Source organism: Stenotrophomonas sp. LMG 10879, from assembly GCF_002750935.1.
GTDB lineage: Bacteria > Pseudomonadota > Gammaproteobacteria > Xanthomonadales > Xanthomonadaceae > Stenotrophomonas > Stenotrophomonas lactitubi_B.
Window position 1 is genome coordinate 92,632 of sequence record NZ_PEJT01000009.1, and the last position, 23,613, is coordinate 116,244.

General features: G+C 65.5%; 26 protein-coding genes. 10 read left to right on the forward strand and 16 right to left on the reverse strand.

Annotated elements, in window-relative coordinates; translation table 11 throughout:
• Window positions 1-68 precede the first annotated feature (68 nt).
• Window positions 69-1,505 carry a serine hydrolase domain-containing protein gene (locus CR919_RS15220; RefSeq protein ID WP_099820731.1) on the forward strand — a complete coding sequence of 479 codons (1,437 nt, stop codon included), beginning with the start codon at window positions 69-71 and terminating at the stop codon, window positions 1,503-1,505.
• A 190-nt stretch (window positions 1,506-1,695) separates the two neighbouring features.
• Complete coding sequence (locus tag CR919_RS15225) at window positions 1,696-3,804, forward strand: TonB-dependent receptor (protein ID WP_099820732.1); 2,109 nt, start codon at window positions 1,696-1,698, stop codon at window positions 3,802-3,804.
• 42 nt (window positions 3,805-3,846) lie between these two features.
• Here the strand turns inward: CR919_RS15225 and CR919_RS15230 are convergent, their stop codons facing one another.
• Genes CR919_RS15230 through CR919_RS15240 form a run of 3 tightly spaced genes read right to left on the reverse strand, consistent with a single transcriptional unit; the run spans window position 3,847 to window position 5,534 of the window.
• On the reverse strand, window positions 3,847-4,362 hold the full coding sequence (locus CR919_RS15230; protein ID WP_099820733.1) for a hypothetical protein: 516 nt from the start codon (window positions 4,360-4,362) through the stop codon (window positions 3,847-3,849).
• Window positions 4,363-4,410: 48 nt separating this feature from the next.
• Window positions 4,411-5,160, reverse strand: a complete 750-nt coding sequence (locus CR919_RS15235) for a hypothetical protein (RefSeq protein WP_099820734.1) — start codon at window positions 5,158-5,160, stop codon at window positions 4,411-4,413.
• Entirely contained in the window at window positions 5,157-5,534 is a 378-nt protein-coding gene (locus CR919_RS15240; RefSeq protein ID WP_099820735.1) for a VOC family protein, read from the reverse strand. Before CR919_RS15240 ends, CR919_RS15235 begins: the two co-directional genes overlap by 4 nt.
• Window positions 5,535-5,700: 166 nt before the next feature.
• Here CR919_RS15240 and CR919_RS15245 point away from each other — a divergent pair, with 166 nt between their 5' ends.
• On the forward strand, window positions 5,701-6,009 hold the full coding sequence (locus tag CR919_RS15245) for a hypothetical protein (RefSeq protein ID WP_099820736.1): 309 nt from the start codon (window positions 5,701-5,703) through the stop codon (window positions 6,007-6,009).
• Window positions 6,010-6,021: 12 nt separating this feature from the next.
• On the opposite strand, the gene CR919_RS15250 is transcribed toward CR919_RS15245, so the two are convergent.
• Window positions 6,022-6,600, reverse strand: coding sequence for a TetR/AcrR family transcriptional regulator (locus CR919_RS15250; protein ID WP_099820737.1), 579 nt, complete (start codon window positions 6,598-6,600; stop codon window positions 6,022-6,024).
• 69 nt (window positions 6,601-6,669) lie between these two features.
• Between CR919_RS15250 and CR919_RS15255 the strand changes: the two genes are divergently transcribed.
• Window positions 6,670-7,215 (forward strand): thioesterase family protein, encoded by a 546-nt coding sequence (locus CR919_RS15255; RefSeq protein WP_099820738.1) that lies wholly within the window; start codon window positions 6,670-6,672, stop codon window positions 7,213-7,215.
• 15 nt (window positions 7,216-7,230) lie between these two features.
• On the opposite strand, the gene CR919_RS15260 is transcribed toward CR919_RS15255, so the two are convergent.
• Together CR919_RS15260 and CR919_RS15265 are read right to left on the reverse strand one after the other, a co-directional pair.
• Window positions 7,231-7,950, reverse strand: coding sequence for a hypothetical protein (locus tag CR919_RS15260; RefSeq protein ID WP_243380231.1), 720 nt, complete (start codon window positions 7,948-7,950; stop codon window positions 7,231-7,233).
• 81 nt (window positions 7,951-8,031) lie between these two features.
• Window positions 8,032-9,156, reverse strand: coding sequence for an agmatine deiminase family protein (locus tag CR919_RS15265; RefSeq protein WP_099820739.1), 1,125 nt, complete (start codon window positions 9,154-9,156; stop codon window positions 8,032-8,034).
• A gap of 144 nt (window positions 9,157-9,300) precedes the next feature.
• Between CR919_RS15265 and CR919_RS15270 the strand changes: the two genes are divergently transcribed.
• Complete coding sequence (locus CR919_RS15270; protein ID WP_099820740.1) at window positions 9,301-10,164, forward strand: LysR family transcriptional regulator; 864 nt, start codon at window positions 9,301-9,303, stop codon at window positions 10,162-10,164.
• A 33-nt stretch (window positions 10,165-10,197) separates the two neighbouring features.
• On the opposite strand, the gene CR919_RS21085 is transcribed toward CR919_RS15270, so the two are convergent.
• From CR919_RS21085 to CR919_RS15280, 3 genes are all read right to left on the reverse strand, one after another.
• Window positions 10,198-10,719, reverse strand: coding sequence for a hypothetical protein (locus tag CR919_RS21085; RefSeq protein ID WP_133119626.1), 522 nt, complete (start codon window positions 10,717-10,719; stop codon window positions 10,198-10,200).
• Between the two features lie 42 nt (window positions 10,720-10,761).
• Window positions 10,762-11,517: an SGNH/GDSL hydrolase family protein gene (locus tag CR919_RS15275; protein ID WP_243380239.1), complete on the reverse strand. Its 756-nt coding sequence runs from the start codon at window positions 11,515-11,517 to the stop codon at window positions 10,762-10,764.
• Window positions 11,518-11,611: 94 nt separating this feature from the next.
• On the reverse strand, window positions 11,612-12,580 hold the full coding sequence (locus tag CR919_RS15280) for a DUF2268 domain-containing putative Zn-dependent protease (RefSeq protein WP_099820742.1): 969 nt from the start codon (window positions 12,578-12,580) through the stop codon (window positions 11,612-11,614).
• 140 nt (window positions 12,581-12,720) lie between these two features.
• Between CR919_RS15280 and CR919_RS15285 the strand changes: the two genes are divergently transcribed.
• Window positions 12,721-13,704, forward strand: a complete 984-nt coding sequence (locus tag CR919_RS15285) for a hypothetical protein (RefSeq protein WP_099820743.1) — start codon at window positions 12,721-12,723, stop codon at window positions 13,702-13,704.
• Window positions 13,705-13,717: 13 nt separating this feature from the next.
• Here the strand turns inward: CR919_RS15285 and CR919_RS15290 are convergent, their stop codons facing one another.
• The 4 genes from CR919_RS15290 to CR919_RS15305 all read right to left on the reverse strand — a co-directional run bounded on the left by CR919_RS15290 (window position 13,718) and on the right by CR919_RS15305 (window position 18,018).
• Window positions 13,718-14,041, reverse strand: a complete 324-nt coding sequence (locus CR919_RS15290; RefSeq protein WP_099820744.1) for a hypothetical protein — start codon at window positions 14,039-14,041, stop codon at window positions 13,718-13,720.
• Between the two features lie 139 nt (window positions 14,042-14,180).
• The gene (locus CR919_RS15295) at window positions 14,181-14,942 is read right to left on the reverse strand and encodes a hypothetical protein (protein ID WP_099820800.1); all 762 of its coding nucleotides are present in this window, start codon (window positions 14,940-14,942) and stop codon (window positions 14,181-14,183) included.
• 122 nt (window positions 14,943-15,064) lie between these two features.
• Window positions 15,065-17,527, reverse strand: a complete 2,463-nt coding sequence (locus CR919_RS15300) for a prolyl oligopeptidase family serine peptidase (protein WP_099820745.1) — start codon at window positions 17,525-17,527, stop codon at window positions 15,065-15,067.
• 155 nt (window positions 17,528-17,682) lie between these two features.
• On the reverse strand, window positions 17,683-18,018 hold the full coding sequence (locus tag CR919_RS15305; protein WP_025876944.1) for a hypothetical protein: 336 nt from the start codon (window positions 18,016-18,018) through the stop codon (window positions 17,683-17,685).
• 728 nt (window positions 18,019-18,746) lie between these two features.
• Between CR919_RS15305 and CR919_RS15310 the strand changes: the two genes are divergently transcribed.
• The 4 genes from CR919_RS15310 to CR919_RS15325 all read left to right on the forward strand — a co-directional run bounded on the left by CR919_RS15310 (window position 18,747) and on the right by CR919_RS15325 (window position 21,911).
• Window positions 18,747-19,253 carry a hypothetical protein gene (locus CR919_RS15310; protein WP_243380234.1) on the forward strand — a complete coding sequence of 169 codons (507 nt, stop codon included), beginning with the start codon at window positions 18,747-18,749 and terminating at the stop codon, window positions 19,251-19,253.
• A 13-nt stretch (window positions 19,254-19,266) separates the two neighbouring features.
• A complete protein-coding gene (locus tag CR919_RS15315; protein WP_099820747.1) occupies window positions 19,267-20,700 on the forward strand; it encodes an XVIPCD domain-containing protein in 1,434 nt (477 codons plus the stop codon).
• 64 nt (window positions 20,701-20,764) lie between these two features.
• Window positions 20,765-21,541, forward strand: a complete 777-nt coding sequence (locus tag CR919_RS15320; RefSeq protein WP_099820748.1) for a HipA family kinase — start codon at window positions 20,765-20,767, stop codon at window positions 21,539-21,541.
• The gene (locus CR919_RS15325) at window positions 21,519-21,911 is read left to right on the forward strand and encodes a DUF3037 domain-containing protein (protein WP_099820749.1); all 393 of its coding nucleotides are present in this window, start codon (window positions 21,519-21,521) and stop codon (window positions 21,909-21,911) included. Before CR919_RS15320 ends, CR919_RS15325 begins: the two co-directional genes overlap by 23 nt.
• Before the next feature lie 4 nt (window positions 21,912-21,915).
• Here CR919_RS15325 and CR919_RS21230 read toward each other — a convergent pair whose 3' ends face one another.
• From CR919_RS21230 to CR919_RS15335, 3 genes are all read right to left on the reverse strand, one after another.
• Window positions 21,916-22,077, reverse strand: coding sequence for a hypothetical protein (locus tag CR919_RS21230; RefSeq protein WP_165787277.1), 162 nt, complete (start codon window positions 22,075-22,077; stop codon window positions 21,916-21,918).
• A gap of 10 nt (window positions 22,078-22,087) precedes the next feature.
• On the reverse strand, window positions 22,088-22,549 hold the full coding sequence (locus CR919_RS15330) for a DUF4952 domain-containing protein (protein ID WP_238379164.1): 462 nt from the start codon (window positions 22,547-22,549) through the stop codon (window positions 22,088-22,090).
• A gap of 130 nt (window positions 22,550-22,679) precedes the next feature.
• On the reverse strand, window positions 22,680-23,588 hold the full coding sequence (locus CR919_RS15335) for a LysR family transcriptional regulator (protein WP_099820751.1): 909 nt from the start codon (window positions 23,586-23,588) through the stop codon (window positions 22,680-22,682).
• Between the last annotated feature and the right edge of the window lie 25 nt (window positions 23,589-23,613).

Consider the following 23,613-nt stretch of genomic DNA (forward strand, 5'->3'; position numbering starts at 1 on the left):
GCTCTACCTGCTTGACCCGCTCTCCCACCGTGACCAAGATGCGCCATCGCCGCTGACGGAACACCGCGATGTATCGCACGCTTGCTGCCGTATTGCTCTGTACTCTGGCCATCGCCCTGCCTGCTTCGGCGCGTGACGTTCCAGGGGGCCTCACCGCGCAGCTGGACGCGCAGCTGCAGGCCAATCGCGAGCGCTACGGCATCGCCGGCCAAGCCGTGCTGGTCGCCCACAACGGCCAGGTGCTCTACCAAGGCGCCAGCGGCGAACGTGATCCCGCTACCCACGCACCTGCCACCGTCGATACCATCTTCGCCGCGCAGTCGATGGCCAAGCTGCTGACCAGCACCCTGGTGATGCAGTTGGTGGACCAAGGCAAGGTGGATCTGGATGTCCCCGCCAGTCGTTATGTGCCGGACCTGCCGCCCGCATGGGAGACGATCCATGTGCGCGACTTTCTCAACCACAGTTCGGGCATCGGCGAGTACTACGACCGCGTGGACAACCGCTGGATAAGCAAGGGTTACACCGGCGTAGCGCCGGACCTTGCCGCCGCACTGAAGGTCGCTGGCTCGGCGCCGATGCAGTTCACCACCGGCAGCCGCGTGCAGTACACGCAGGCCAACTACCTGGTGCTCACCGCGTTGCTGGAAGCGTATTACCGCAAGCCCTTCCCGGCCATCGCCCGCGAGCGCATCCTGCAACCGCTGAAGATGCCCAGCACCTCGTGGGGCGCGGCCAGCGTGCCGACGCAGCGAGCGGCCGTGCCCTACATCGGCAAGGACGGCCAGCTACAGCCGGCCAATGAAGATCCCTGGCCGGACTACGGATGGGGCCATGCCGACCTGCAGACCACCGTGGGTGACATGAACCGCTTCCTGCAGGCGCTGGCGACCGGCAGGCTGGTGCGGACGTCCACACTGGAAAGACTCTGGCAGCCGCAGAAGCTGACCGGTGGCGGCAGCAACTTCTTCTCCACCGGCTGGGACACCATCCGCAGCGACGGCTATACCCAGGTCGGCCACGATGGCGGCACCCGCGTGCGCGCACGGCTGGCCTACAAGGGCACGCTGGCCAGCGGTTACTGGGTGTTCGTGTACCTGACCAATGGCAGTGCCCGCAATGTCTGGTCGAGCACGCTGGTGGAAAGCACGATGGCGGTGGCCGCGCCGCAGGAGTTTCCGCATGCGGTGCTTTCCGAGCGGCTGATCGGCTATGCGCTGGATGAAAGCACCGATGCGACACAGGCGGTGCGTAGCTGGCTGCGCGACAGCAATGGGGTTCCCGCGGGCGAACTGGAGCGTGCGATCAATGCCGATGGTTACGCTATCCGCGAGAGCCTCGGGGCACGCAAGGCATTGAAGGTGTTCACGCTCAACACCGAGCTGTATCCGGAGTCGGCCAACGCGTGGGACAGCCTGGCCGAGTGCCATGCCGCGCTGGGAGAGAAAGAAACCGCTGATCGGCTGTATGCGAAGTCGAAGGCGCTGGCGAAGCCTTCCCCGTAAACCCCGTAGAGCCGAGCCCATGCTCGGCTGCTTTTCGTTGCGATTGGAGAAAACCCGCGCTGCGCGCGATAGCCGAGCGTGGGCTCGGCTCTACAGCGACACTGCGGGCGGCCATACGCGGGTGGAGGGTGACGTGGGGCTATCGACCTGTTAACTTGCGCGCCACTTTCGTGGTTTACAGCATTTCCGCATGCCGCTCTCGCCGTACCGCCCCACCCCGTCGCTGTTGTTCCTGGCCGTAACCCTCGGCCTCGCCACTACCGCCCAGGCCGCGCCACAGGCCACCACACTGGATGCGGTGCAGGTCACCGCCGCCGATGCCAGTGCGCAGGCGCGCGAGGCACTGAAGCGCGTACCAGGCGCCAGCAACGTGATCGACGTGGCCAAGGCGGACAGCCGCTTGTCCAGCAGCGCCGACGTGCTGGCCTACCAGCCAGGTATCAGCGCGCAGTCACCGGGCAACGAAGGTACCAAGGTCTCGATCCGTGGCTCGGGCATCAACCGCGGCCCGGGCGCGCATGCCTCGGGCATCGCCGTGTCGATCGACGGGCTGCCGTTGACCGGCCCTGGCGGCACGCCCTACGAGCTGCTGGAACCGCTGTGGCTTTCACGCGTGGAAGTGCTGCGCGGGGCCAACGGTTTCGAGCGCGGCGCGCTGGCGCTCGGCGGTGCCATCGACTACGTCAGCCGCAGTGGCCGTGATTCGGCCGGCGTGCAGTTGCACTACGAAGCCGGCAGCCGTGGCTACCAGAAGCGCGGCCTCAGCTGGGGCGGCGTCAGCGGCGACGTCGATTACTTCCTGGCCTACACCGATACCGAACTCGACGGCTACCAGCGCCACGCGTCCGGCGATGGCAAGGGGGCGATGGCCAACATCGGCTGGCAGATCACCCCCGACCTGCAGACCCGCTTCTTCGTTCGCTACCGCGAAACCAACCACGAAACACCTGGGCGCCTGACCCGTGGGCAGATCCGCAACGATCCGCGCGCGGCGAACCCCGCCAACCTGGCCATCGATGCGCGCCGCCCGCAGCCGGGCAGCACCTGGGTGGGCAATGTCACCACGCTGCAGATCGACGAGGATTCGTCGCTGCAGGCTGGGCTGGTCTATCACAAGTATCCGATGGACTTGAACGAAAGCCTGTACCGCCAGCAGCTGGACTACGCCAACCTCAACGCGACGCTGGACTACCGCCGCCGGCATACGCTGTTCGGCCTGGACAGCGAGACCACCGTCGGCCTGCGCGTTACCCACGACCTGGATGCCGATGTGCGCGAGTCGCTGCGCTTTGCCAACAACGGTTATGCCGCCGGCACCCGCACGCGCGACTTCCGCCACCACGGCACCGACAGCACGCTGCACATCGGCAACAACCTGGCCGTGAATGAGCGTCTGCGCGTACAGACCGGGTTTGCACTGATCAACACCCGCCGCGATGTGCAGGTCACCTGGCCGAGCACTGGTGGCCGCCTGCGCGAGCACGATTGGGATTACGCGCCGCGGCTGGGCTTCACCTGGCAGCAGACGCCGCAGACACAGTGGTTCGGCAACCTCAGCCGTTCGGTGGAAGCGCCCCATCCATGGTCGATGATCTGGGGCTCGAACCAGTACTTCGGCGCGGGCAATGGTCCGTCCAGCGGCCGCCAGCGCGCGCCAGTACCAATGCAGAACCAGACCGCCACGACGCTGGAACTCGGTGCACGCGGCGACAACGCGCTGGGCCGCTGGGAACTGACCGGCTACTACGCGCACGTGAACCATGAACTGCTGAGCGTGGAACTGCAGCCGGTGCCGAACCTGTTCATCGCCGAGAACAACGCCAGCCCCACCGTACACCGTGGCATCGAGGCCGGTCTGGACAGCACCCTGTGGCAGGCCGCACCGGGCCGTTTGTTGCTGCGCCAGGCCTATACCTTCAGCGATTTCCGCTATCGCCATGACACGCGCTTCGGCAGCAACCGCCTGCCGGGTCTGCCGCGCCATGCCTACCAGGCCGAACTGCGCTTCGACCACGCTTCGGGCCTGTATGCAGCACTGAACACCGAGTATTCCTCGCGCATCGCAGTGGACTATGCCAACAGCTACTGGGCCGACAGCCACGTCATCTTCGGCAGCCGCATCGGTTACGACGCTCCGGGCGGCCGCTGGCAGCTGTGGGCGGAAATGCGCAACATCGGTGACCGCCATTACGCCGCCACCGTCACCCCCGGTTACAACGATGCCGGCAAGGACGTGGCGCGCTCCACGCCCGGTGAAGGCCGCGGCGTGTACGCGGGCGTGCGCTGGCGCTTCGATTGATTCCTAACGGGAGCGCCGGACATGGCCCGGCGCCCCCTGGGATCACGCAATGCGCCAGGACGGCAGGCGCTCACTGCGCCGCCAGACCGTGGGCGCGAAGCCCATCATCAACAGCCCCGCCAGCCACTTCGGCGACGTACTGAGCAGCGTAGCGGCCAACGCAGCATCCAGCGGCGCGGCGTCCTCCTGCCAGGGGTTGTAACCGAGGTAGATGATGCTGCCTGCCCACCACAGCAGGGCCACGCCGATACCCACCAGCAGCAGGGCCATCGTGCGGGAGGTCCAGCGCTGCGAGGTCGTCCCCCACTCGCGGGAAATGGCCACCAGCAGGCCAACCACCAGCAGCGACACCAGGGCCACCAGGCCGATGTCGACCTTGTGCCCGATGCGTTCATAGGTGCAGGCGCGGCATTGGGCTTCTTCTGCGGCCGCCTCCGTTGTGGGCGGGGCCGCTGTGGGCGTGGACTGGGCCAGCACCGCGAACGGCATCAACAGGGCGAGCATCGCCACCATCAACCAACGAACGAACTTCCTGTTACTGCGTGCAGCGACATCCATGCGCTTCTCCTTGCGTGTGATTGAAATTCAACGTCGTGGCAGATCCCGCTACAAGGCCTTGAACACCTGCATCAGACTGACCGCACCGGGCGCCAGCTCCTGCGCAAGCCAGCCCAGCGCGGCGAAGAACACCAGCAGGCCCAGCAGCGGCCAGATCGTATGGGACAGGCACAGCCGCCACCAGCCCTGCTCCTGCATCCCCTGCATACGCTTGTACAGACCGCCGGCGATGGCCGCATCCACTAGCAGTTCGGCCATCAGCACCGGCGCCGACCAGACCACCCAGACACTGGCCAGGAGCACCGTAGCCACCAGCGCGATGATGCCGAGAATGGCCAGCAGCGGCAGGCCTGCCTCGCCGTCGGCTACGTCCAGCAACGACGTGCTGTCGGCGCTCGTGCTGGAGGACGCTGCGGATTCACCCCACGACGCAGACGCGCCACCACCGCCGGAATGCCCACCGCTGCCACTCCACGGTGATCCCTGGCTGCCACCGCCGCCGGGCCCGGAACTCAATCCGTCGGCCACCGCATCCCAGCGCCAACGGATCCAGATCCACATCAGCAGCAGGAACACGCCATAGGCCATCAGCACGGCCAGGGGATAGCGCAGCAGCATCGCGTCCATGCCCGCCAGGCGCAGCACGTGCGAGGCGAGGAATCCTGCGGCGCCGGTCAGCACGACGATCAGTGCCATCTGCAGCCGTGGCCAGCCGTGATGCTGCAGTTGCCGACGGGCGCGCATCGCTTCGGTGTCGCGGCTGCCCGGCAGCGAAACGGGCTGGCGTCCGTGCCTCATGTCGCCGCCTTGGTCACCGCCTCGATGCGATGGCCATCAGGATCGATCACGAAGGCCGCGTAGTAGTGGTCACCGTAATCCGGGCGCAGGCCAGCAGGTCCGTTGTCCTGGCCTCCGGTTTCCAACGCAGCACGATGGAAGGCATCAACGGCCGCGCGCGTGGTTGCCGCCAGCGCCAGATGGAAGCCGGGTCCCGGCGCCGCCGCATCGTCGCGCAGCTTCAGGCAGAGCAGGTCTTCATCATCGACCAGGCCATAGCCGATCGCGGTGTCGTCCTCGAAAACGCGGCGGTAACCGAGTGCTGCAAGAACGGCATCGTAGAAGCGACCTGCACGCTCCAGATCGCGGACACCCAACGAGAGGTGGTGCAGCATGCAGACATCCTTGCCAAGCACGCGCGGGCTGCGCTGGCTGGATTCTACCCTGCCGTGGGGGCACGTCTACAGGCCAAGTCCAGTCGCGTTCCCACACGTTCCACGGCAACCGCAGCACGGAGCGGATCCTATATTCTGGGCAGCCACGGAATGGAACGACCCCGGCATGCAAGCGTCCCAGTTCACCCGTCCTGTTGCCAGCGTCATGTTCCTGCCGATGATCGGCTTGGCAGGCTGGGGCTCGTGGTTCGGCACTTATTGCTTGAGTGACGGCTGCCTGGGCGTATTTGCGCTCTGGCTTGCCGCGGTGGCGGCCTTGTTCCTGCAGGCCCTACTGGTCTTGCCCCTGCACGCTTGGGCACTGAAAAGGCAAGGTGCCGATGCGGCCAGCCGCTATGCGCGCTGGCTGGTCGCATCGACTATCGCTGTGCTGGTGCCCATGTTTGCAGGGTTGGTCTACATGTTCTTCAAGTAGTCCGCGGGCCTCTCAAGCAGGCGGTGCAGCCGCCTTCAACAACTGCGCCGCCACCCGGTCGAACGGGGCGATGTCCTGCATCGCGCGGCTCATCGCAACCGCCCCTTCCACGCTGGCGATCACCAGGCTGGCCAGCCCGTTCGCTGCAGCAGGTTCGTGACCATCGGCAATGAAGGCAGCAGCCAAGTGCCCCTGCCAGCGCACGAACACTTCAGCGGCCGCCGCACGCGGCTGGCTCGGCGTAGCCTCCACCGGCTCCTCGACAGCCGCCGCCAGCACCGGGCAGCCGGCGCGAAAACCGGTGCGCAGCAGGCGCTCGCGCCACAGCGCCAGGAACTGCTGCAACCCCTGTACTGCACCGCCCTTCAACAGCTCGATCAGCAGTGCCTCCACCTTGTCGCCGGCCATGGTGGTGGCCCGTGCCAGCAGTTCCTGTTTGCCGCCCGGGAAGTGGTGATAGGTGGACCCCAGCGGCGCTTCGGCCAGCTTGGTTACTTCGCGGATGCTGGTGGCATTGAGGCCCACCCGCGCGAGCATCTGCGCCGCGGCATCGATCACACGCTGGGGGGCATCGGATGATCGCGGGCTCACGGCAGGCTCCTTGCTAAGACAGTCGTCATAGACTAGCGTATCGACCGTTCTATAACAGTCGTCATAACCATGAATCTCTGGTTCCGCCTGCTCCACCTGCTGCTGTGCAGCCTGTTCCGACCGAAGCTGGACGCGCCATTCGGGGTCTCTCGCCTGTCGTTCCGGGTGCTGCCCAACGACCTGGACAGCAACCTGCACATGACCAACGGCCGCTACTGGAACATCTTCGACCTGGGCCGGCTGGACCTGATCCTGCGCATGGGGCTGGGCAAGGTGGCGCTGCGTGAGAAGTGGGCGCCGATCGTTGGCGCCGGCACCATCCAGTTCCGGCGCGAGCTGAAGCCGTTCCAGCGCTTCACCCTGGAAACGCGGCTGGTCGGCTGGGTCGGCACGCGCGGCATCATGGAGCAGCGCGTGCTGATCGGCCCGGAGCAGAAAACCGCGACGCGTGCACTGCTGATCACCGGCATCTACGACCGCCGTGCCCGGCAGTTCGTCGGCATGCCGCAGATGATGGAATCGATCGGCGTGGTTGCTCCGCCCTCGCCGGCCCTGAGTGCGGCAGCCGAGGCACTGCTGGCTGCCGATCTGGCGTTGAAGCAGGACCATGATTGACCCCGGGCGCGCAGATCAGGGAGCGGACGCCTCCAGCATCGTGTGAGTCACGAGGGTGATCTGCGTGCGGCCGCCCACATGCAGCACATACTCGAACGTCTGCCGCATCTGACTGTACGCGCCACCTTCGGGCGCGCCGTAGTTGGCGCCGACGCTCACGGTGTGCCGACCGGGCGTCAGTGGCTTGAGCATCAGCCAGTAGCCATCGGCTGCCGCCAATCGCGAATCGTCGTCGTCCGGATCCAGGCGGAAGCAACCTTCGCTCTTCACGCGGTGCAGGCGCATGTCACCCAGCGGCTGCCCGTCCAGCAGCACCACAGCGCTGACCAGATAGTCGTTATTGATCGCCGCGCCGGCCTGCAACTCCTCGCAGGTTACGTCTTCCCCGGTCTGGTAGCTGGCCATGTTGATGATGGGCAGCAACAGGTGTCTGCCCTCGGGCACTACGCACTGCCTGCGTGGCTGGAAGCGGCCATTGGTCCCTGCCAGGTTCCAGACCGGTCCCTCCTGGCCCAGTTCGCACAGGCGGCCGTCGGGATCCATGTAGGGCGCCACCCTCTGCGCATTGGCCCAGCGCCACCAACGGGCGGTCCATTCGCTCAGGGAAACGCCATCCACCGCTTCACGTGTAACCGCTGACGCTGCAGGTGCAGCGATGGCGCTCGCTTGACCTGCAAGCATCAGTACCGTGGCCACGCCGGCCAAGCGCAGCCTGCTGCCGATTCCGTTCTGCATTCCCTGCCTCGTCGTCCGTGGCGGCCACCATGCGCGGCCGGCTCGGCAGACACTGTATCGCAGCGCCGCCGCGTCGGTGCACTACACCCGCGGCATGTTCTTGGTCACGCAGTGGATGCCGCCGCCACCGCCGGCAATCGCATCGATATCCACCTGCTCGATGGTGCGACCGGGATACAGGTCTTCCAGCAGTTCACGGCAGTAACCATCGGCCTTCGCGTCACCAAACTGCGGTGCGATCACCGCACCGTTGATCGGCAGGTAATTGATGTAGCCGCGGGCAAGATCGTCATTGTCGCGGGTGTGCACATTGTCGCGCCCGCCCAACGGCGGCGGCAGCGTATGCACCTGCAGCCTGCGACCGTCGGCATCGGTAGCCTCGCGCAGGATCTGCAGATGCTCGCGGGTCAGATCGTAATCGTACGATTCGGTGTCGTTGTCCAGGTTGGCGATCACCACGCCGGGGCGCACGAAGCGTGCGTAGAAATCCACGTGCGCATCGGTGATGTCTTCGCCAGCGATGCCGGGCAACCAGATCACCTTGCGCAGGCCCAGGTGGTGCTTCAACTCCGCTTCGATATCCGCGCGTGACCAGCCCGGATTGCGGTTGCGGTTCACCCAGCAGCTTTCGGTCAGGATCGCGGTGCCGTGGCCATCGACTTCGATGCCACCGCCCTCGCCCACCAGATCGCTTTCCAGCAGCGTCGCGCCGGTCATCTGCGCCAGCCACGGTGCTACTGCACCGTCGTTGCGCGCACTCTGCTTGCCGCCCCAGCCATTGAAGTTGAAGTCGACCAGGCCCAGCTCGCCCTTGCCATCGGTAACGAAACAGCCGCCGTAGTCACGCACCCAGATATCGTCCAGCGGCACGTCGAGGAATTCGATGTTGTCACTGCCGCAGCGTTCCTGCGCCTGCCGGCGCTGTGCAGGACGGCACAGCACGCTGACCGGCTGATGGCGGGCGATGGTGCGCGCCAGCCGGGCGACGGCATTGTTCACTGCATCGGCCTGCGCGCCCCATACCCGCGGCTGTGCAGCGAAGGCCAGGAAGACCCGCTCCTGCGGACCGTGCTCATCGGGCATCTGCCACCCGGCCGGCGCAGCGGCACGGGCGCGGGCGGGCAGTCCGGCCAGACCCAGCGCGGCCAGGCCGCCCAGGCCGGCGGTAGCGGCGAGTTGGGTGATGAAATGGCGACGGGTAGACATGACAGGCTCCAGAGGTGGACCAAGAAGTCCAGCTGATCGGTTCAGGCGCACCGGCTGATGCGCGACAGATCCATGTTGCCCTTGCTGTTGGATGAGAACAAACGATAGATTCTGGGGAAATACGATCAGTCAGACTTATCGATCATGCTCAAGCATTGGCCCCCGCTGAATGCCCTGCGCGGCTTCGAGGCTGCCGCCCGGCTCGGCAGCTTCCATCGTGCCGCCGAGGAACTGCACCTGAGCCAGTCGGCCATCAGCCAGCAGATCCGCGGGCTGGAGGACTCCCTGGAACAGCCGCTATTCTTCCGCCAGGGCCGCAGCGTAACCCTCACTGATGCCGGCATCGACCTGCTGGAAACCACGCAGTCGCTGCTGCGGCAACTGGCCAGTGGCATCCGTCGGCTCGATCAGTACCGCAAGCCGAATCAACTGATCGTCAACACCAGCCCCGCCTTCGCGCGCCACTGGCTGGTACCGCGGCTGGGCGACTTCCGCCGCCAGCAGCCACAGGCCGATCTGTGGTTGCTGACCAGCGAAGAGGCGCCGGACATGACCGCGCAGACACTGGACATCAGCGTTCGCGATGATCTGCAGGCACAGGCGCATTGCGAGCATCGCGTGCTGCTGCAGGACCGGCTGTATCCGGCCTGCCACCCCAGCGTGCTGGCGCTCCCTGTTGCCGAGCGCAGCACGCTTCACGGCGAGCGCGAAATGGACTGGAGCCAGTGGCAGGTGCAGGGCGGCGCCGACGTCGGCCAGCAACGCGAAGGCCTGAATTTCTCCGAGCCAGGACAACTGCTGGATGCCGCCTGCCAGGGCCTGGGGATCGCACTGGTCAGCGAACTGCTGGCCGCACCGGCGCGCGCGCAGGGTCTGCTGCAGCCGCTGGATGAGGCCTATGTGCGCGGACCGCGCTGGAGCTGGTTGCTGCACGAGGACAGCGCCCGCGATCCGCTGGTGATGCGGTTCTGTGAGTGGCTGCTGGCCACCCTGTCATTCGAAAAATAATGCCCGCTGGCAGGCACCCACAGTGGCAAGCCCTCAAACAGCTTCCTTCAGAACGCGCTTCAATCTTCGCGCGTGCGACTCAATTGCCTTCCAGTTCCAATCCCTCACCGGACTGAAGCGCACGCCACCTCGCTCCCTCCCAAGGGCAGAACGCTCGGAAATGACGTAAATCCTTGCAGTGCTGCTGGCATCCCGGCTGACGGGCAGAAGCACATGTATCAACCCCCAACCTCCCGCGTGCGAGCGCGGCTTCCCGCTGTCTGGGCCCTTGGTCAGCTCATATTCCCGGGTACTGACCACGCCTCCCATCTCAGGGTACTGAACACCAACAAACAGTGTCCCTCCTCTCACATGCCGAAGTGACTCCGCATAACTGCAGAGTTCGTCAGCACTTTCGAATCGTTGAAGGTTGTCGCCTGGTGCCGAATAAATCTCGGTCACAAGCGAAGGACCGCGTTTGAAAACTGCGGTTGCCACTGCTTCTATCACTGTGGTGGAAACACCGGCCATCGCTTTTACCAATTCGAAGCTGGATATTCTGTAGCGGCCAAGCATCATCCTCCAGGCCGATTACGCCAACAATTGACCTTTTCGACCTCAATTATCGGCTTTCGGTTGCCCATCCTTGAGGGCATGGGTGATCGCTGCCTCGGCCAGCGGTGCCATCAGTTCATAGCCCTTCGCCGTCGGGTGCACGCCATCGGATGCCAACTGCGCATCCAGTCCACCGGCACGGTTGGTCATCGCTGCGTAATAGTCCAGATAGACCAGACCCCGTGCGTCGGCATGGCGCTTCAGCGCAGCATTCAATGCACGCACCTTGGGCGCAGGCGTGATGCCCGGCATCCACGGGTACTCGCTGACAGGCAGCACCGACGCCAGCACCACCGCGATGCCATGCGCCTTCGCCAGGTCCAGCATGGCCTGCAGGTTGTCCTCGATCATCGCCTGCGTGGCCGGCCCGGTGTTGCCGGCGATGTCATTGGTGCCGGCCAGAATCACCACCACGCTCGGGCGCAGCGCCAGCACATCCTGCGAAAAGCGCACCAGCATCTGCGCGGTGGTCTGCCCGCTGATGCCACGATTGATGTAGCCCTTGCCCGGGAAGAAGGTGCTGCTGCCGTCCGCGCCCCACCCTTCGGTGATCGAATCGCCAAAAAACACCACGCGTGACTGGCCGGCCCGTGGCGCGGGTAAAGCGGCATTGGCCGCGCGGTACTTCTGCAGTTGTGGCCAGTCGGACAGGCGCTGCTGCATGAAACGCACCTCGTCCGGTTGCACCTGCTCGACCGGCCTGGTCAGCAGCGGAGTGCTGGCCGCCTGCACCATCCCTGGCGTGGCCAGCGTTGCCATGAGCAGGCCAGCCGGTAGCCACACCATTGAAACCATCCTGCGCATGAGCATCCTCCGCTGTCGACACGGGCAGTCTAGCGCGGTCTGCGAAGGGTCACTTTGCCGATGCAGCCGCCCTTGCCGCTACACCGGTCACCTTGGCCGGCATCCACATACCCGGCGTCCAGCCACTGGCCTGCAGGATCGCCTTCGGGCTGTCCTGCTGGATCAGCGCACGCACAGCATCGCGTTTGTTGTCGGCCTGCAGGTAATACGCCTTGGCGATGCGATAGCCCACCCAGTAACCGAGGTCGTAGGGCTCCTGCGAACCCGGCGTGTAGTTGTACAACCAGGGCTTCAGATCGGTGCTGTCCATATCCAGCGCGAACGCGCTTTCGATATGCACTTCCCTGCCCCGCGTCCATCCAGCGTGGCGACCATTGCCGACATTGCCGGAAATCAGCTCGGCGATGAACTCGGCGATCCCCTCGCCCAGCGACTCGCGCAGCACCGTCGCCTGCGGGTCGCCCGCTTCGTACTCGCTCACGCCGGTCTGCTGGATATGCACGTACTCGTGCGCGATCACGTGCACAAAGCGGTCCTGCGCATTGGCGTTCATGAAGTCGGCCGCGCACAGCGCTTCCAGGCCGATCACCACCCCGTCCGGGTACGTCATGCCTACTGGCTTGCCGCGCCCCACCACGATCGCCACGGGCGGGAACTTCGCCTGCGGGTAGATCGCCTGCAGATTGGCGAACACCTGCACCAGTCGCTGCCGCACCGCCGGCAACTCCGCCAGACAGGCCCGTCCATTGGCATACACCGCAGGCTCGCGCGCCATCGCCTCGGCCATGCGCTCGGCGGTCACCCGGCGCAGCTTCGCGAACTGGGCCAGGCTCGGCGTGCCCTGTGCCAGATACTGCCCCAACTGGGCCACGCTGGGCTTGCCACCTGCCGCCTCGTACAGCGCGTAGAAGCGGGTGGCGTCGGAGGTCAGGATTTCAGGTCCCGGCACCGCCGCCTGGGTGGTGCCGACCACCCCGCCGAGGGCCAGGGCTAGCAGGCGACGCAACGACACGAACATGGCTCCGTCCTTGGTGGAGTGCACGCGAAGCGCGCAATCTATCACCGTGGCGGCGCATGCGCTGCCGTATCGTGCAACGCCCTGCCCTGCTGTGCCAGACTCGCGGCGACCGGCTGCCATGGACGCAAGGGGAAGACAGGATGATGATCGTTCCAGCCTACTGGGCCGAAGCCCGCCTGCAGGACAGGTACAAGGGCCGGCCGGTGGTGGTACGCCGATTCGGCTGGTCCGACGACGACCAGGATGCCGCACAGGCCCACGCCGATGCGCGTGCACGCGAAGCGCTCGATGACATCCTCAGCGGCCAGTCCGTGCCGCGTCGCGAGCGACGAACCAACTACGGTGTCGAGGGCATCCCGATCCGCGAGCAGATCGTGCAGCGCAGGGATGATGTCATCGTCACCCGCAACAGCTACGGCGCGTTGTGCCTGAACACCCCCGATGTCCTGTTTGCCGACATCGACCACGTGCCCACTCCATCAGGCTGCGCATTGCCGCTGCTCGGCGCACTGGGGCTGCTGGCAGCCGGTGCACTGATCGGCGGGGCCCTGGGCAATTTCAATATCGGCCTGGCGTCCGGCGGCATCGCGATGGTGGTGGTCAACCAGATCATGTCACAGCGGCGCAAGCGCCGGCTGGCCCGGTCCGGCGGCGCCGAAGGCATCGCGCTGCAGCGTGTGCAGGCGTTCGTCGAACACCACCCCGACTGGCACCTGCGCGCCTACCGCACCCCGGCCGGGCTGCGCGTGCTGGCGATGCATGCCACGTTCGAACCACAGGATGCGCAGGTGCATGCCTTCTTCAAGGCTCTGGGTACCGACACGTTGTATGCACGCATGTGCACGCTGCAGCATTGCTTCCGTGCGCGGCTGACACCGAAGCCGTGGCGGCTTGGCATCATCGCGCGTATCCGTCCACCGGTGGCGGCCTGGTCGGCCGAGCAGGCCAGCAACCCCGACCGCCTGGCCTGGATTGCCGAATACGAAAGGGAAAGTGCCGGTTTCGCCGCATGCGCCTATGTGCGCAGCTTCGGCGATGAGCGACGTGTGGACGCCAAGGCCGAACGCGTGCGCGACCTGCACGATCGGATGTCGCGCGCACTGGATAACCTGCCGCTGGGATGAGCGCGGATCTCGCTCAGCGGCCGCCCTGCACGAAGGGCTGACCCGCCAATGTGGTTCCCACCTGCAGAGCGACCTGCTGCCCGTCCTTGGCGAAAGTACTGCTGCAGTTGTTGCCGCCCTTCTGGCAACCCACTTCCGGGAAACCCTCCAGTACTTCGGGCGCATCGCGTGGCGCGCTCGCCTGCCACCCTGCGGCATCAAGCAGTCGCTTGGCCTTGGTATAGGGCATGCCGGGGGTGATGCCCAACGCTGCCAGCTCAGCCGGCAGCGGCTGGGCGAATGCAGCGACCGGAACAACGGACATCGACAGCGATACGGCGAGGATGAAGGCCTTCATGGAGCGAACCCGTAGCGGACATCAGATGCGCAGCGTACCGCAGCTTTGTGGCCGGTCCATGCCTGCATCACAGATGGTTACGCAACACCCACAGGGGGATACTGGCGCCGGCTGTGCCATCGCAGTTCAAGTCCCCTGTTCATGGCCCGGTCGTGCACTTCAATGCCTCCAGCGCAAGCTCCTGCTTCAAGCGATGCTGCAGCCAGGTGCTTCTGAAGCGGGCACGCGTTGCCTCCCCTTCTGGCAGCAATAGGGTCAACGCGTCACTCAGCGCGGGGCGCCACTGATCCGGCGCGAGCGCCAGGGTCTGCTGATTCACCTGCCCAGTTGGCACGTGCTTCCATGGCAGCATCAGCGCCTTCTGCGATCTCGACAGGAACAGCACATCAGGCTTGCCTTGGCGGCGCACTGTCACCGACATCACCGGATAATCGTCAGTCCACGCCACGCCTTCCCCCTTGAAGTGCTGCCGCACCCGCTGGTGCAGCCCTTGGACAGTCAGCGTCCGACGGGCCCACGCCTGCTGATCGGCGAATGTGCACGATGCTGGAGGCACTGACCTCAGTTTCGGATCCAACTCCAGCATCGCGGCGCGATCAAGGCGGGCGGCAATCAGACTGATCGCGGCCTCCTTGGACAGCGGGGCAGCACCAATAGCCGCCTCGAACGCTTCGACGGCAGCGGCCGGCAATACCTGCTTGGGCAATTCCTGGTTTCCCGCCGAATCTGTGACACGAACACGCGTGGTGATTCCACGTACATCGCGCTCGATGCGCCAGTGCTCCGAAACACCTCCCCAGCCGGACCATTCGTAGGCCACATCGATGCGCATGGGCACATCGGCTGCAGTAGCCATGGCGGCGGGACACAGGGCCACGACAACGAGAAACCACGCGTTCATGAGGCTCCTTGGAAAGCAGGTTCTGTGGAGCATGCGGTCATCCTGTAGAAGCAACCGGGCATCGCTGGGCGCTACACGACGCCTGAAACAGAAAGGCCGCCCCGGAGGGCGGCCTTGCCGGATTACTTCGCGTTCTTCACGTAAGTGTCGAACCAGTTGAGCATTTCATAGACCAGCTGTTCATTCGATTCCAGCGCGGTGTACCAGTGCGGCTCGTTCGGCAGCATCACCAAGCGGGTGGTGCCGCCATTGCCACGGATCGCCTGGTACAGCTTGCGCGACTGGAACGGCTCGGTGCCCGGGTTGGCATCGTCCTCGCCATGGACCAGCAGCAGCGGCAGCTTGATCTTGTCGGCGTAGAAGAACGGCGAGGCCTTCAGGTACACATCCTGCGCCTGCCACACCGAGCGGCGCTCGTTCTGGAAGCCGAACGGGGTAAAGGTCTTGTTGTACGAACCACTGGTCGCCACGCCGGCCTTGAACAGGTCGGTGTGGGCGATCAGGTTGGCAGTCATCAGGCCACCATGGCTGTGGCCGGTCACGCCGATGCGGTTGCGATCGACCACGCCCAGTTCCACCGCCTTGTCCACCGCCGCCTTGGCGTCAGCTTCCAGCTGTTCCAGATAGGTGTCGTAGGCGTTCTTCGGGTCACCGACGATCGGGAACGAGGCGTTGTCGATGATCGCGTAGCCGGCCAGCAGCATCAGGCGGTACGGCTGCAGACGGGTGAAGGTCTGCTGCGAACCGGACACCTGCCCGGCCTGCGCGGCATTGGCGAAGTCGGCCGGGTACGCATACAGGATCGCCGGTACGCGCTGGCCTTCCTTGTAGCCCGGCGGCGTGTACAGGGTGAACGACAGGTCCACGCCATCGGCTCGCTTGTAGGTCACCAGGCGTTTCTGGATCTGCCGCACTTCCGGGGTCGGGTCGACCAGCTTGGTCAACGCGGTGGGCCTGGACTCGAACTGCGCTTCGCCGGCCTTGGCATCGGCGATGCGCTCACCGAGCAGACGCACGAACGCGTTCGGCGGGTCCATCACCGACTGGTGCCAGGTGACCAGATGGCCCGGCGTGGCACTGAAACCGATGACCTGCTCATAGGCATCCGCATCGCTGCGGAACAGGCGTTCGCTCTTCAGCGTATCCAGGTTGAGCGCGTCCAGGAACGGACGGTCGCCCTGCGGCGACGCACCCTGCCCGCGCAGGAACACGGTGTTGCCCTCCTGGCGCACCACCGGCGCACCGCTGGGCAGGCGCTTGAACACCAGGTTGCCCGGGTTGCCATACAGCTCATCGCTGGACATGTCCCACAGCAGTCGCCCTTCCTTCTTCGGCTGGTCCACATCGACGATGCGGGTCTGCATCCAGTGGCGGTTCTCGTCGTTCTCGAACTGGAACGACACAGCCGGGTCGGCCGACCACGCAAAGCCCTCGAAACGCTGCGCAGTGCGAGCGATTTCCACCGGCTTCCCGGTGAACGGCGCCTTCAGCATCAGCACGCGATCACGATGCGGCACGCTCACCTTCCAGTCGCCCTTGTCCAGCGCTTCGGCATAGACCAGGGTGGCCGGATCGGTGGAGCGCCAGTCGTAACCGCGCGGGCCTTCCGGCACGCCGTGTACCGGCACGCGATCGGCCAGCGGCAGGCTTGCCAGCACCGTGTTGCGGCCATTGCCAAGGTCCAGCACGGCCACATCGTTGGCGAAGCGCTGGTAGGTCACCGCATGCGAGAACGGTGCCTTCAGGGTTTCGGTCAGCACATGCACGCCATCGGGTGCGGCGTTGACATCGTTGTACAGCGCCGGCTGGCCAACCGGGCGCACGCTGCCGGCAGCGGCATCGACCACCGCCAGCTGCGAGGCACCGTAATAGGCGAACAGCTTTTCATCGTGCACGCTGGTCAGCGTGTCGCGCGCTTCATAGGTGCTGCTCTCGCCACTGCTGCCCAGCGATTCCTGCGCGTCCGGACCGGTGGGCGTGCCGCCGTTGGACGGCGCCGGCCCCTGGTTGGCCGGCACCAGCTTCACCAGCAGACTCTGGCCGCCACCCAGCCACTGCACGGTGCTGCCGAAAATGGGGTTCAGCTGCACGTTCGGCACCTGCTTCACCTGGCCGGTGGCGGCGTCGCCCACCCACAGCTGCACGCTGGTATCGACCGCATTCTGGAAGGCGAAACGGCTGCCATCGGCCGACCACTGCGCGGCCCCTGCGCAGCCCTGCGGCAGGTTGACCTTGGTGCTCTTGCCGCTGGCAATCTCGACCAGGGTGAAGTCGGCCACACAGGCCGGAATGCCGTAGCCGCCGGGGGTGTCGTGGCGGCTGCGGTTCTTCGGTTCCAGGCGCACGCCGGCCAGTTTCAGGTACGGCTGCGCCACGCGGGTGATGGACGGATAGGTCTGCGCGGTGGTCAGCAGCAGCCGCTGCCCGCTGGGGTCGATGTTCGGTGCTGGCGGCGGCGGGGCCTTGAGTACCTTGAGCAGATGTTCCGGCGGCTTGGCGTAGTCGGCGAAGGCCGGGCCGGCGGCCAGCAGGCCGAGCGTGGCAACGGCAACGGCCGCCGCCAGAGAGGTACGACGGATGAGCATCCTTTTCCCCTGGGAGTGAGTTGGGTACCCGCACTGCGGGCATGGGCCGAATCTAACACCCCCGGCCCACCGGCAAATGGGCCGGAAGGGCTAGTCGCCCCATCCTGCAAAGCGTGGCCCTGCATGGCCCGGCCCCTTCCCTGGATACCCCTCGGTTACTGCCGTGCGTGCAGCTCCCAGGTGGACAGATAATCGGGATCGATCACCGTCACCCCGCTGGACCGCAACTGGTACTCGCCCGGCGCGGCCGGCAGGTACTGGTCCAGCATCGGCGGCAGGTAGCGCTCATGGCCGTCATCGCCATCGGCCAGCACCAGCCCTTCTTCGGCACTGACCCTCAGCACGGTACCGGCAAACTGCTCCAGCCCCTGCACCTGGCCATCGCCACCAAAACGGGTAACGCCCACCAGTACCAGCTTGCCAATCATCTGCGCGGCCTTGGCATCATCCAGATCCAGGGGCGGCAGGGCTCCTCTCGATTCGTTGCTCATCGTGCACCTCGGAAGCCTGCGTGGACATCGTGGACGAGATGCGCGCCCAGTGCTGCGAACAAAGCAGCGTCGTGGGGCGACTCGCATGCATGTAGTGGCTCTGCGCACTGCGGGATGCAGAGCCAACCATCGGTGCTCAACTCACGGAAGAATTCTGTCTGACGCTGCATGAACCGCAGCAGCGGTTTCAGCATGTTCGCCGACACCAGCGCGTTTGGCCTGGGCAACAGGCCGGTCGCTGATGCGGTAGGGGTACGCGTGAACAAGACAGTGCATCGCGGGCCTCCTTGCCGGGGGAGTGGCCTCGCAGGACCACCTTCAACGCTGCGCAATGTGCCGGATACGAGTTGCGAAGTGCCGGTCGCGGGAAAGCGGCAGGGACACCCGCTACGCAAGGCCACGCCTGCGCTTGATCGTCTACACGGTTGGATGCTGCCACCGCTGACGGAATGGCGAAGTGAAGAAGTTCCGTGGCATCCGGGCCCAGGGCCACTCCGCTTGCAGCAAGTACCTGAGCCGAACGCACCCTGCCCCGATTCCAGCAATCGTCAATTACATTTAACCTGTGATTCACCTGACCCGACCTAGGGTCAGCGCTCAACATGCAGGGAACGCTTATGTTTGGGTACGCATTCACACGGCCGTGGGCAATCGCCCTATGTTCGGCCTCGCTCTGCGCCTGCACACACGCGACTGATCGTTCGTCGACTTCTCAAGGACCCGTTACCATGGCATCGACCGCCTCCGACGCCGCAGCGCCGTCTGCACTCAGCGCAGACCAACTGCTGTTGCGCTTGCTGGATCTGATCAAGGACACCACCTCTACCCGTGAACTGACCCTTGAACGGGTATCGCAGGCGATGCAGACGCCCGCGCAGCGTTTCGGCCCGGGGCATTTCGGCTACGGTGGCACGCTTACTCCAGAGTGGAGCTACGGCCTGGAGGTCAAGAACGCTGGTGCCGCCGATGCGCGTCTCGATCTCAATTTCATCGACACCACCACCGACCGCAAAGCCAACGCGTCGGCGATCTGCCAGGTCGATTTCGACCAGTTCGCCTCGGGTCTGCAGGCTGCTGGCTTCAAGCGCGAAACCATCCGCGGCGAGCACGGCCGGGTCATCCATGACCGTTTCGATCGTCCGGATCTGACCATCAAGGTCGACACGATGGCTGAGAACCAAACCCCATCTGGCGAGCCGGCGCATGCCTGCGTCCGCCTTGTGACCGTGCAGTAAGGAGCACCGCACCATGCCTACGCTTTCAGCGGATACGGAACGCCTGCTGACCGAATTTGCAGGAAAACCCGATGTAACGGCCGATCAGGTCGACAACCTTCGCAAGGCCATTGCCAATTCTCCGGCGCTGGCAACCCAGGTCGACTTGGCCATCACCGCCGGTCATCTGCAGCGCTTCGAGCTGTTGCCCGCCGACAGCAATGTGGGCGGCGAGTACGTCAGCGGCGCAAAGGCCATCCGCCTGCCGGCATCCAGTCTGTCCACGCTGGCAGCCCCGGACAAACACGATGCTGCAGAGCTGACGTTCGTCCTGGGCCATGAGATCCAGCATGGGCTCAATGATGCAGCGACCGAACGGGCCTACGAGCAGTTTGAATCCGATATTGCAGACATTGCCGCGCGCGATTCGACCCACGACTACACTCAGGCCATCGGCACCCTGCTCGCAGCCAACCGGCGCGACGAGGCATCGGCGAACATCGAGGGCTGGAATGCACTGGTCGGCATGGTCAAGACCGCCAACCCGGACGCCACGCTGGAGGATGTATACAACGCAAGTACCCGTGCAAACGAGTTCGTGCGCGTGCAGCCCGGGCCGCCGATGACCTACGCCGCGCATCCGGACCTGACGCTCAACGCAGACCTGAGCATGACCGCCACCGCTGCCAATATCGAGGGCATGGGCAAGCACTACTACGACGAAGGCGTGTCGTCCGGGCTGGGGCCCAATGGCAATTCTGACTACCAGAATTTCTACGCTGCCTCTGCCATCAGCCGCGCCTGCGAGGAAGAGGCCAGGAATCCGGCACCCGATGGCATCAGCAGGATGTCGGTGAACATGGCACAGCTGGGCCTGCAGGAAAGCCTGCTGGAACAGAACGGCCTCTCTCTGGGTAAAGGCACGCCGCCACGACAGCCCTACTTCGATACCAGCACTTCGCCGTCCACGCTGCGTTATTTCGATCACACCGAGGGCACCTACGCCCACGTGCCCATCACCGCTCAGGCGACCGCCACTCCCTCGGTCGAGGCCCACGCTGCGCCGCTGGCGGGCGGCAACGACCGTGCACTGCACGACCAGATCCGCGGCAAGGTGGCAGAGCTGGATGCCGCCAACGGCCGCAGCTTCGACGCCTCCAGTGAACGCCTGAGCGCAAGCCTGCTGTTGCTGGCCCGCGAGAACGGCCTGGACCGCGTGGATCATGTGGTGCTCAGCCGCCAGGCGGGACATGTCGCCGCGGCACAGAACGTGTTCGTGGTGAAGGGCGCGCTGGATGATCCTGCGTCGCTGCGCGCATCGGCAGCTACGGCTGAAGCCGCGCAGCGGCCGGTGCAGGAAAGCCTGGACAGCCTCGCCCTCGTCAACCAGCGCCAAGCCGAACACGCCTCGCAGGAACAGACACGCCAGCAGGTGCAGGAGCAGCAGCGCAGCGCGCTGTCGCATTGAGGACACGGGCGGCGCCGGGCATCGCCCGGCGCAACCCACGCGTGGGCCACGCTAGAATGCGCACATGCGTACCGTCCATGCCCTCCGCTACATCACCCCCTTGCGGGAAGGTGGCTCATTGCCCGCCGTGGTCGAGACCGACGACGACGGTATGGCGGTGCTCAAGTTCCGTGGTGCCGGCCAAGGGCCGAAGGCGCTGATTGCCGAGTTGATCGCGGGCGAGATGGCACGCGCGGTGGGCCTGCCGATTCCGGAGATCCTGTTCGTGGAGCTGGACAGCGAGTTCGCCCGCACCGAGCCCGACCCGGAGATCCAGGATCTGATCCGCGCAAGCGAAGGCCTGAACCTGGGCCTGGATTACCTGCCCGGCGCGATCAACTACGACCCGGCGGCGATGCCGGTGGACGCCGAGCTGGCCTCGCGCATCGTCTGGTTCGATGCGTTCACCAGCAACGTCGACCGCACCACGCGCAATCCGAACCTGATGGTGTGGCATCGCAAGCTGTATCTGATCGACCACGGTGCGGCGATGTACTTCCATCACGACTGGGCCAACGCCGGCGATGCCTGCGAGAAGCCCTTCGTGCTGATCCGCGACCACGTGCTGCTGTCGTTCGCCAGCCGTATCGCCGAGGTGGATGCCGAACTGGCCGCGCGCCTGCCGGATGCGGAAATCGAGCGCATCGTCGGCCTGGTGCCGGACAGCTGGCTGGTCGATGAGCCAGCCTTCGACAGCCCCCAGTCTTACCGGAAGGGCTACATCAACTACCTGAAGCATCGCCTGAAGGTGCGTGCGGTGTTCGTGCAGGAGGCCATCCGTGCCCACGCTGCACACGTATGACTATGCGGTCATCCGCGTGGTACCGCGGGTGGAACGCGAGGAGTTCATCAACGTCGGCGTGATCGTGTCCTGCCCGGGCGCACGTCACCTGGAAGCGGCGATCGAGGTCGACGCTGCGCGCCTGCAGGCCTTCGCGCCGGCGCTGGATATTGAAGCGCTGCAGCCGTGGCTGGATGCCATCGTGGCGATCTGCCGGGGCGATGCCGACGCCGGCCCGATCGCGCAGCTGCCCGCGCGCGCGCGCTTCCATTTCCTCACCGCCAAGCGCAGCTCGGTGGTGCAGATGTCCAGCACACATGTGGGCCGCACGGCGGACCCGGCGGGCGTGGTCGAACACCTGATGGCGAAGATGGTGCGGGTGCCGACCTAGCGCACTACTTGCCGCCGCCCCAGCGTGCGGTCATTTCGCTGCGGATCGGCGTGCGCTCGGTGTTGCTGTCCGTGGCGGCGAAGCGCATCGCCTTGACCGCGTTCAACGCCCAGCCGCTGAAGGCCGTCGACGGCTTGGCATCCACCACCTTTTGGTCGGTGCTCAAACGTACGCCATCACGGGCTTTTCCGGTTCACCGCAACGGTCACCGCGAAGTAGGGAATCGCGCTCCACTGCCCGCGCGGATGATGCAGCGATTCCACGCCCATGCCGATCTGGTAATTCACGCTGCCCGGCTGCTGGCGCCAGAAATAAGGTGCGCCGTTGCTCCAGCCACAACAGACGTACGTCAATGGCGGCATGCCGAAGGTCTGCTGCAGATAGGCTTCAACACCCGCCGCCGACGCGCCGCTGACGCGATACCGCGCTTCCATCGGCTGGAGGTAGGAAGCATCGTCCTGCGTGCAGCCGACGTATTCCAGCTCGGCAGGTTTTCGGCCCATCGCCTGCAGGAAATCCTGGCAGACGGTATCGGGCCGGGCCAGGCCTTCGGCGCGGCCGTGCAACTCCCACTCCGCGATCGCAGCGGCGGGCGTCTGTGCGCCGGCAGTGCCGACGCTGCCGATCAGCAGCAGCAAGCCGGCGCGGCATCCGAGGCGGACAGAACAGGACGCGGAAAGATGCAATAGAGTGATGGCAGATCCTCTGCAGGCGTAGCAAGACGCCATCGTAAACGAGCGACGCCACCACCCGCTGCGCACGCTTCGATCAACGCTCACGCGCCATGCTCTGTTCGGTGAAGCGCGCCACGCAGAAATCCAGAAAGCTGCGCAGCTTCGGCGTCACCTGGCGATGGCGGGGATACAGCAGGTTGATCGAGGTGGACACCGGCACGAATCGAGGCAGCACCTCCACCAGGTCGCCGCTGGCCAGAGCGGCGGACATCATCTCGAATGGCTGCAGGATCAGTCCCAGCCCACCGACCGCAGCGGTCAGCAGCGGCTCGGCCTGGTTGACCATGAAGCGACTGGAGACCGGCACGGTCAACACGCCGCCCTGCGGGTCATGGAAGCTCCACCGCGTACGGATCACCGTGTGGGCGAAGCCCAGGCATTCGTGCCGGCTCAGGTCCTGCGGGTGGACGATCGGTGGCCGTGCGGCCAGATAGCCGGGGGCAGCGCACAGGGCCAGCGGGTACGGCCCCAGACGGCGCGCGACCAGGCCGCTGTCGGCGAGATCACCGGTGCGGAACACCAGGTCGTAGCCGTCTTCAACCACGTTGACCAGGCTGTTGGACAGGTTCAGATCCACCTGCACGTCGGGATACTGCTGCATGTAGGCCACCACCGCAGGCCCCAGCGCATGCACGCCGAAGGTGACTGGCGCACTGATCCGCAGCCGGCCCATCGGTCGCCCGCGCGCGATCTCGGCCAGCTGCTCGGCACTCTCCACTTCCTCCAGGATGACCCGGGCGCGGGCCAGGTACGCCTGCCCGAAGTCGGTCAGGCTCTGCTTGCGCGTGGTGCGGTTGAGCAGGCGCACGCCCAGATGCTGCTCCAGCGTCTGCACATGCTTGCCGACCAGTTGCGGCGACAGGTCCAGTGCCTCGGCAGCGGCGGCGAACGAGCCAACCTCGGCCACCTTGGCGAAGCTGCGCAGGGGTACGATCAGGTCCATTGCAAACTATTGTTTTCCAATGAAA

Coding starts and splice junctions, on each gene's coding strand:
- CR919_RS15335 (WP_099820751.1), bottom strand. CDS start 23,588: ATGGACCTGATCGTACCCCTGCGCAGCTTCGCCAAGGTGGCCGAGGTT.
- CR919_RS15295 (WP_099820800.1), bottom strand. CDS start 14,942: ATGAACGCGTGGTTTCTCGTTGTCGTGGCCCTGTGTCCCGCCGCCATG.
- CR919_RS15320 (WP_099820748.1), top strand. CDS start 20,765: ATGCGTACCGTCCATGCCCTCCGCTACATCACCCCCTTGCGGGAAGGT.
- CR919_RS15285 (WP_099820743.1), top strand. CDS start 12,721: ATGATGATCGTTCCAGCCTACTGGGCCGAAGCCCGCCTGCAGGACAGG.
- CR919_RS15220 (WP_099820731.1), top strand. CDS start 69: ATGTATCGCACGCTTGCTGCCGTATTGCTCTGTACTCTGGCCATCGCC.
- CR919_RS15240 (WP_099820735.1), bottom strand. CDS start 5,534: ATGCTGCACCACCTCTCGTTGGGTGTCCGCGATCTGGAGCGTGCAGGT.
- CR919_RS15255 (WP_099820738.1), top strand. CDS start 6,670: ATGAATCTCTGGTTCCGCCTGCTCCACCTGCTGCTGTGCAGCCTGTTC.
- CR919_RS15310 (WP_243380234.1), top strand. CDS start 18,747: ATGGCATCGACCGCCTCCGACGCCGCAGCGCCGTCTGCACTCAGCGCA.
- CR919_RS15235 (WP_099820734.1), bottom strand. CDS start 5,160: ATGAGGCACGGACGCCAGCCCGTTTCGCTGCCGGGCAGCCGCGACACC.
- CR919_RS15225 (WP_099820732.1), top strand. CDS start 1,696: ATGCCGCTCTCGCCGTACCGCCCCACCCCGTCGCTGTTGTTCCTGGCC.
- CR919_RS15315 (WP_099820747.1), top strand. CDS start 19,267: ATGCCTACGCTTTCAGCGGATACGGAACGCCTGCTGACCGAATTTGCA.
- CR919_RS15290 (WP_099820744.1), bottom strand. CDS start 14,041: ATGAAGGCCTTCATCCTCGCCGTATCGCTGTCGATGTCCGTTGTTCCG.
- CR919_RS15245 (WP_099820736.1), top strand. CDS start 5,701: ATGCAAGCGTCCCAGTTCACCCGTCCTGTTGCCAGCGTCATGTTCCTG.
- CR919_RS15265 (WP_099820739.1), bottom strand. CDS start 9,156: ATGTCTACCCGTCGCCATTTCATCACCCAACTCGCCGCTACCGCCGGC.
- CR919_RS15270 (WP_099820740.1), top strand. CDS start 9,301: ATGCTCAAGCATTGGCCCCCGCTGAATGCCCTGCGCGGCTTCGAGGCT.
- CR919_RS15280 (WP_099820742.1), bottom strand. CDS start 12,580: ATGTTCGTGTCGTTGCGTCGCCTGCTAGCCCTGGCCCTCGGCGGGGTG.
- CR919_RS15230 (WP_099820733.1), bottom strand. CDS start 4,362: ATGGATGTCGCTGCACGCAGTAACAGGAAGTTCGTTCGTTGGTTGATG.
- CR919_RS21085 (WP_133119626.1), bottom strand. CDS start 10,719: ATGCTTGGCCGCTACAGAATATCCAGCTTCGAATTGGTAAAAGCGATG.
- CR919_RS15275 (WP_243380239.1), bottom strand. CDS start 11,517: ATGGCAACGCTGGCCACGCCAGGGATGGTGCAGGCGGCCAGCACTCCG.
- CR919_RS15260 (WP_243380231.1), bottom strand. CDS start 7,950: ATGCAGAACGGAATCGGCAGCAGGCTGCGCTTGGCCGGCGTGGCCACG.
- CR919_RS15300 (WP_099820745.1), bottom strand. CDS start 17,527: ATGCTCATCCGTCGTACCTCTCTGGCGGCGGCCGTTGCCGTTGCCACG.
- CR919_RS15305 (WP_025876944.1), bottom strand. CDS start 18,018: ATGAGCAACGAATCGAGAGGAGCCCTGCCGCCCCTGGATCTGGATGAT.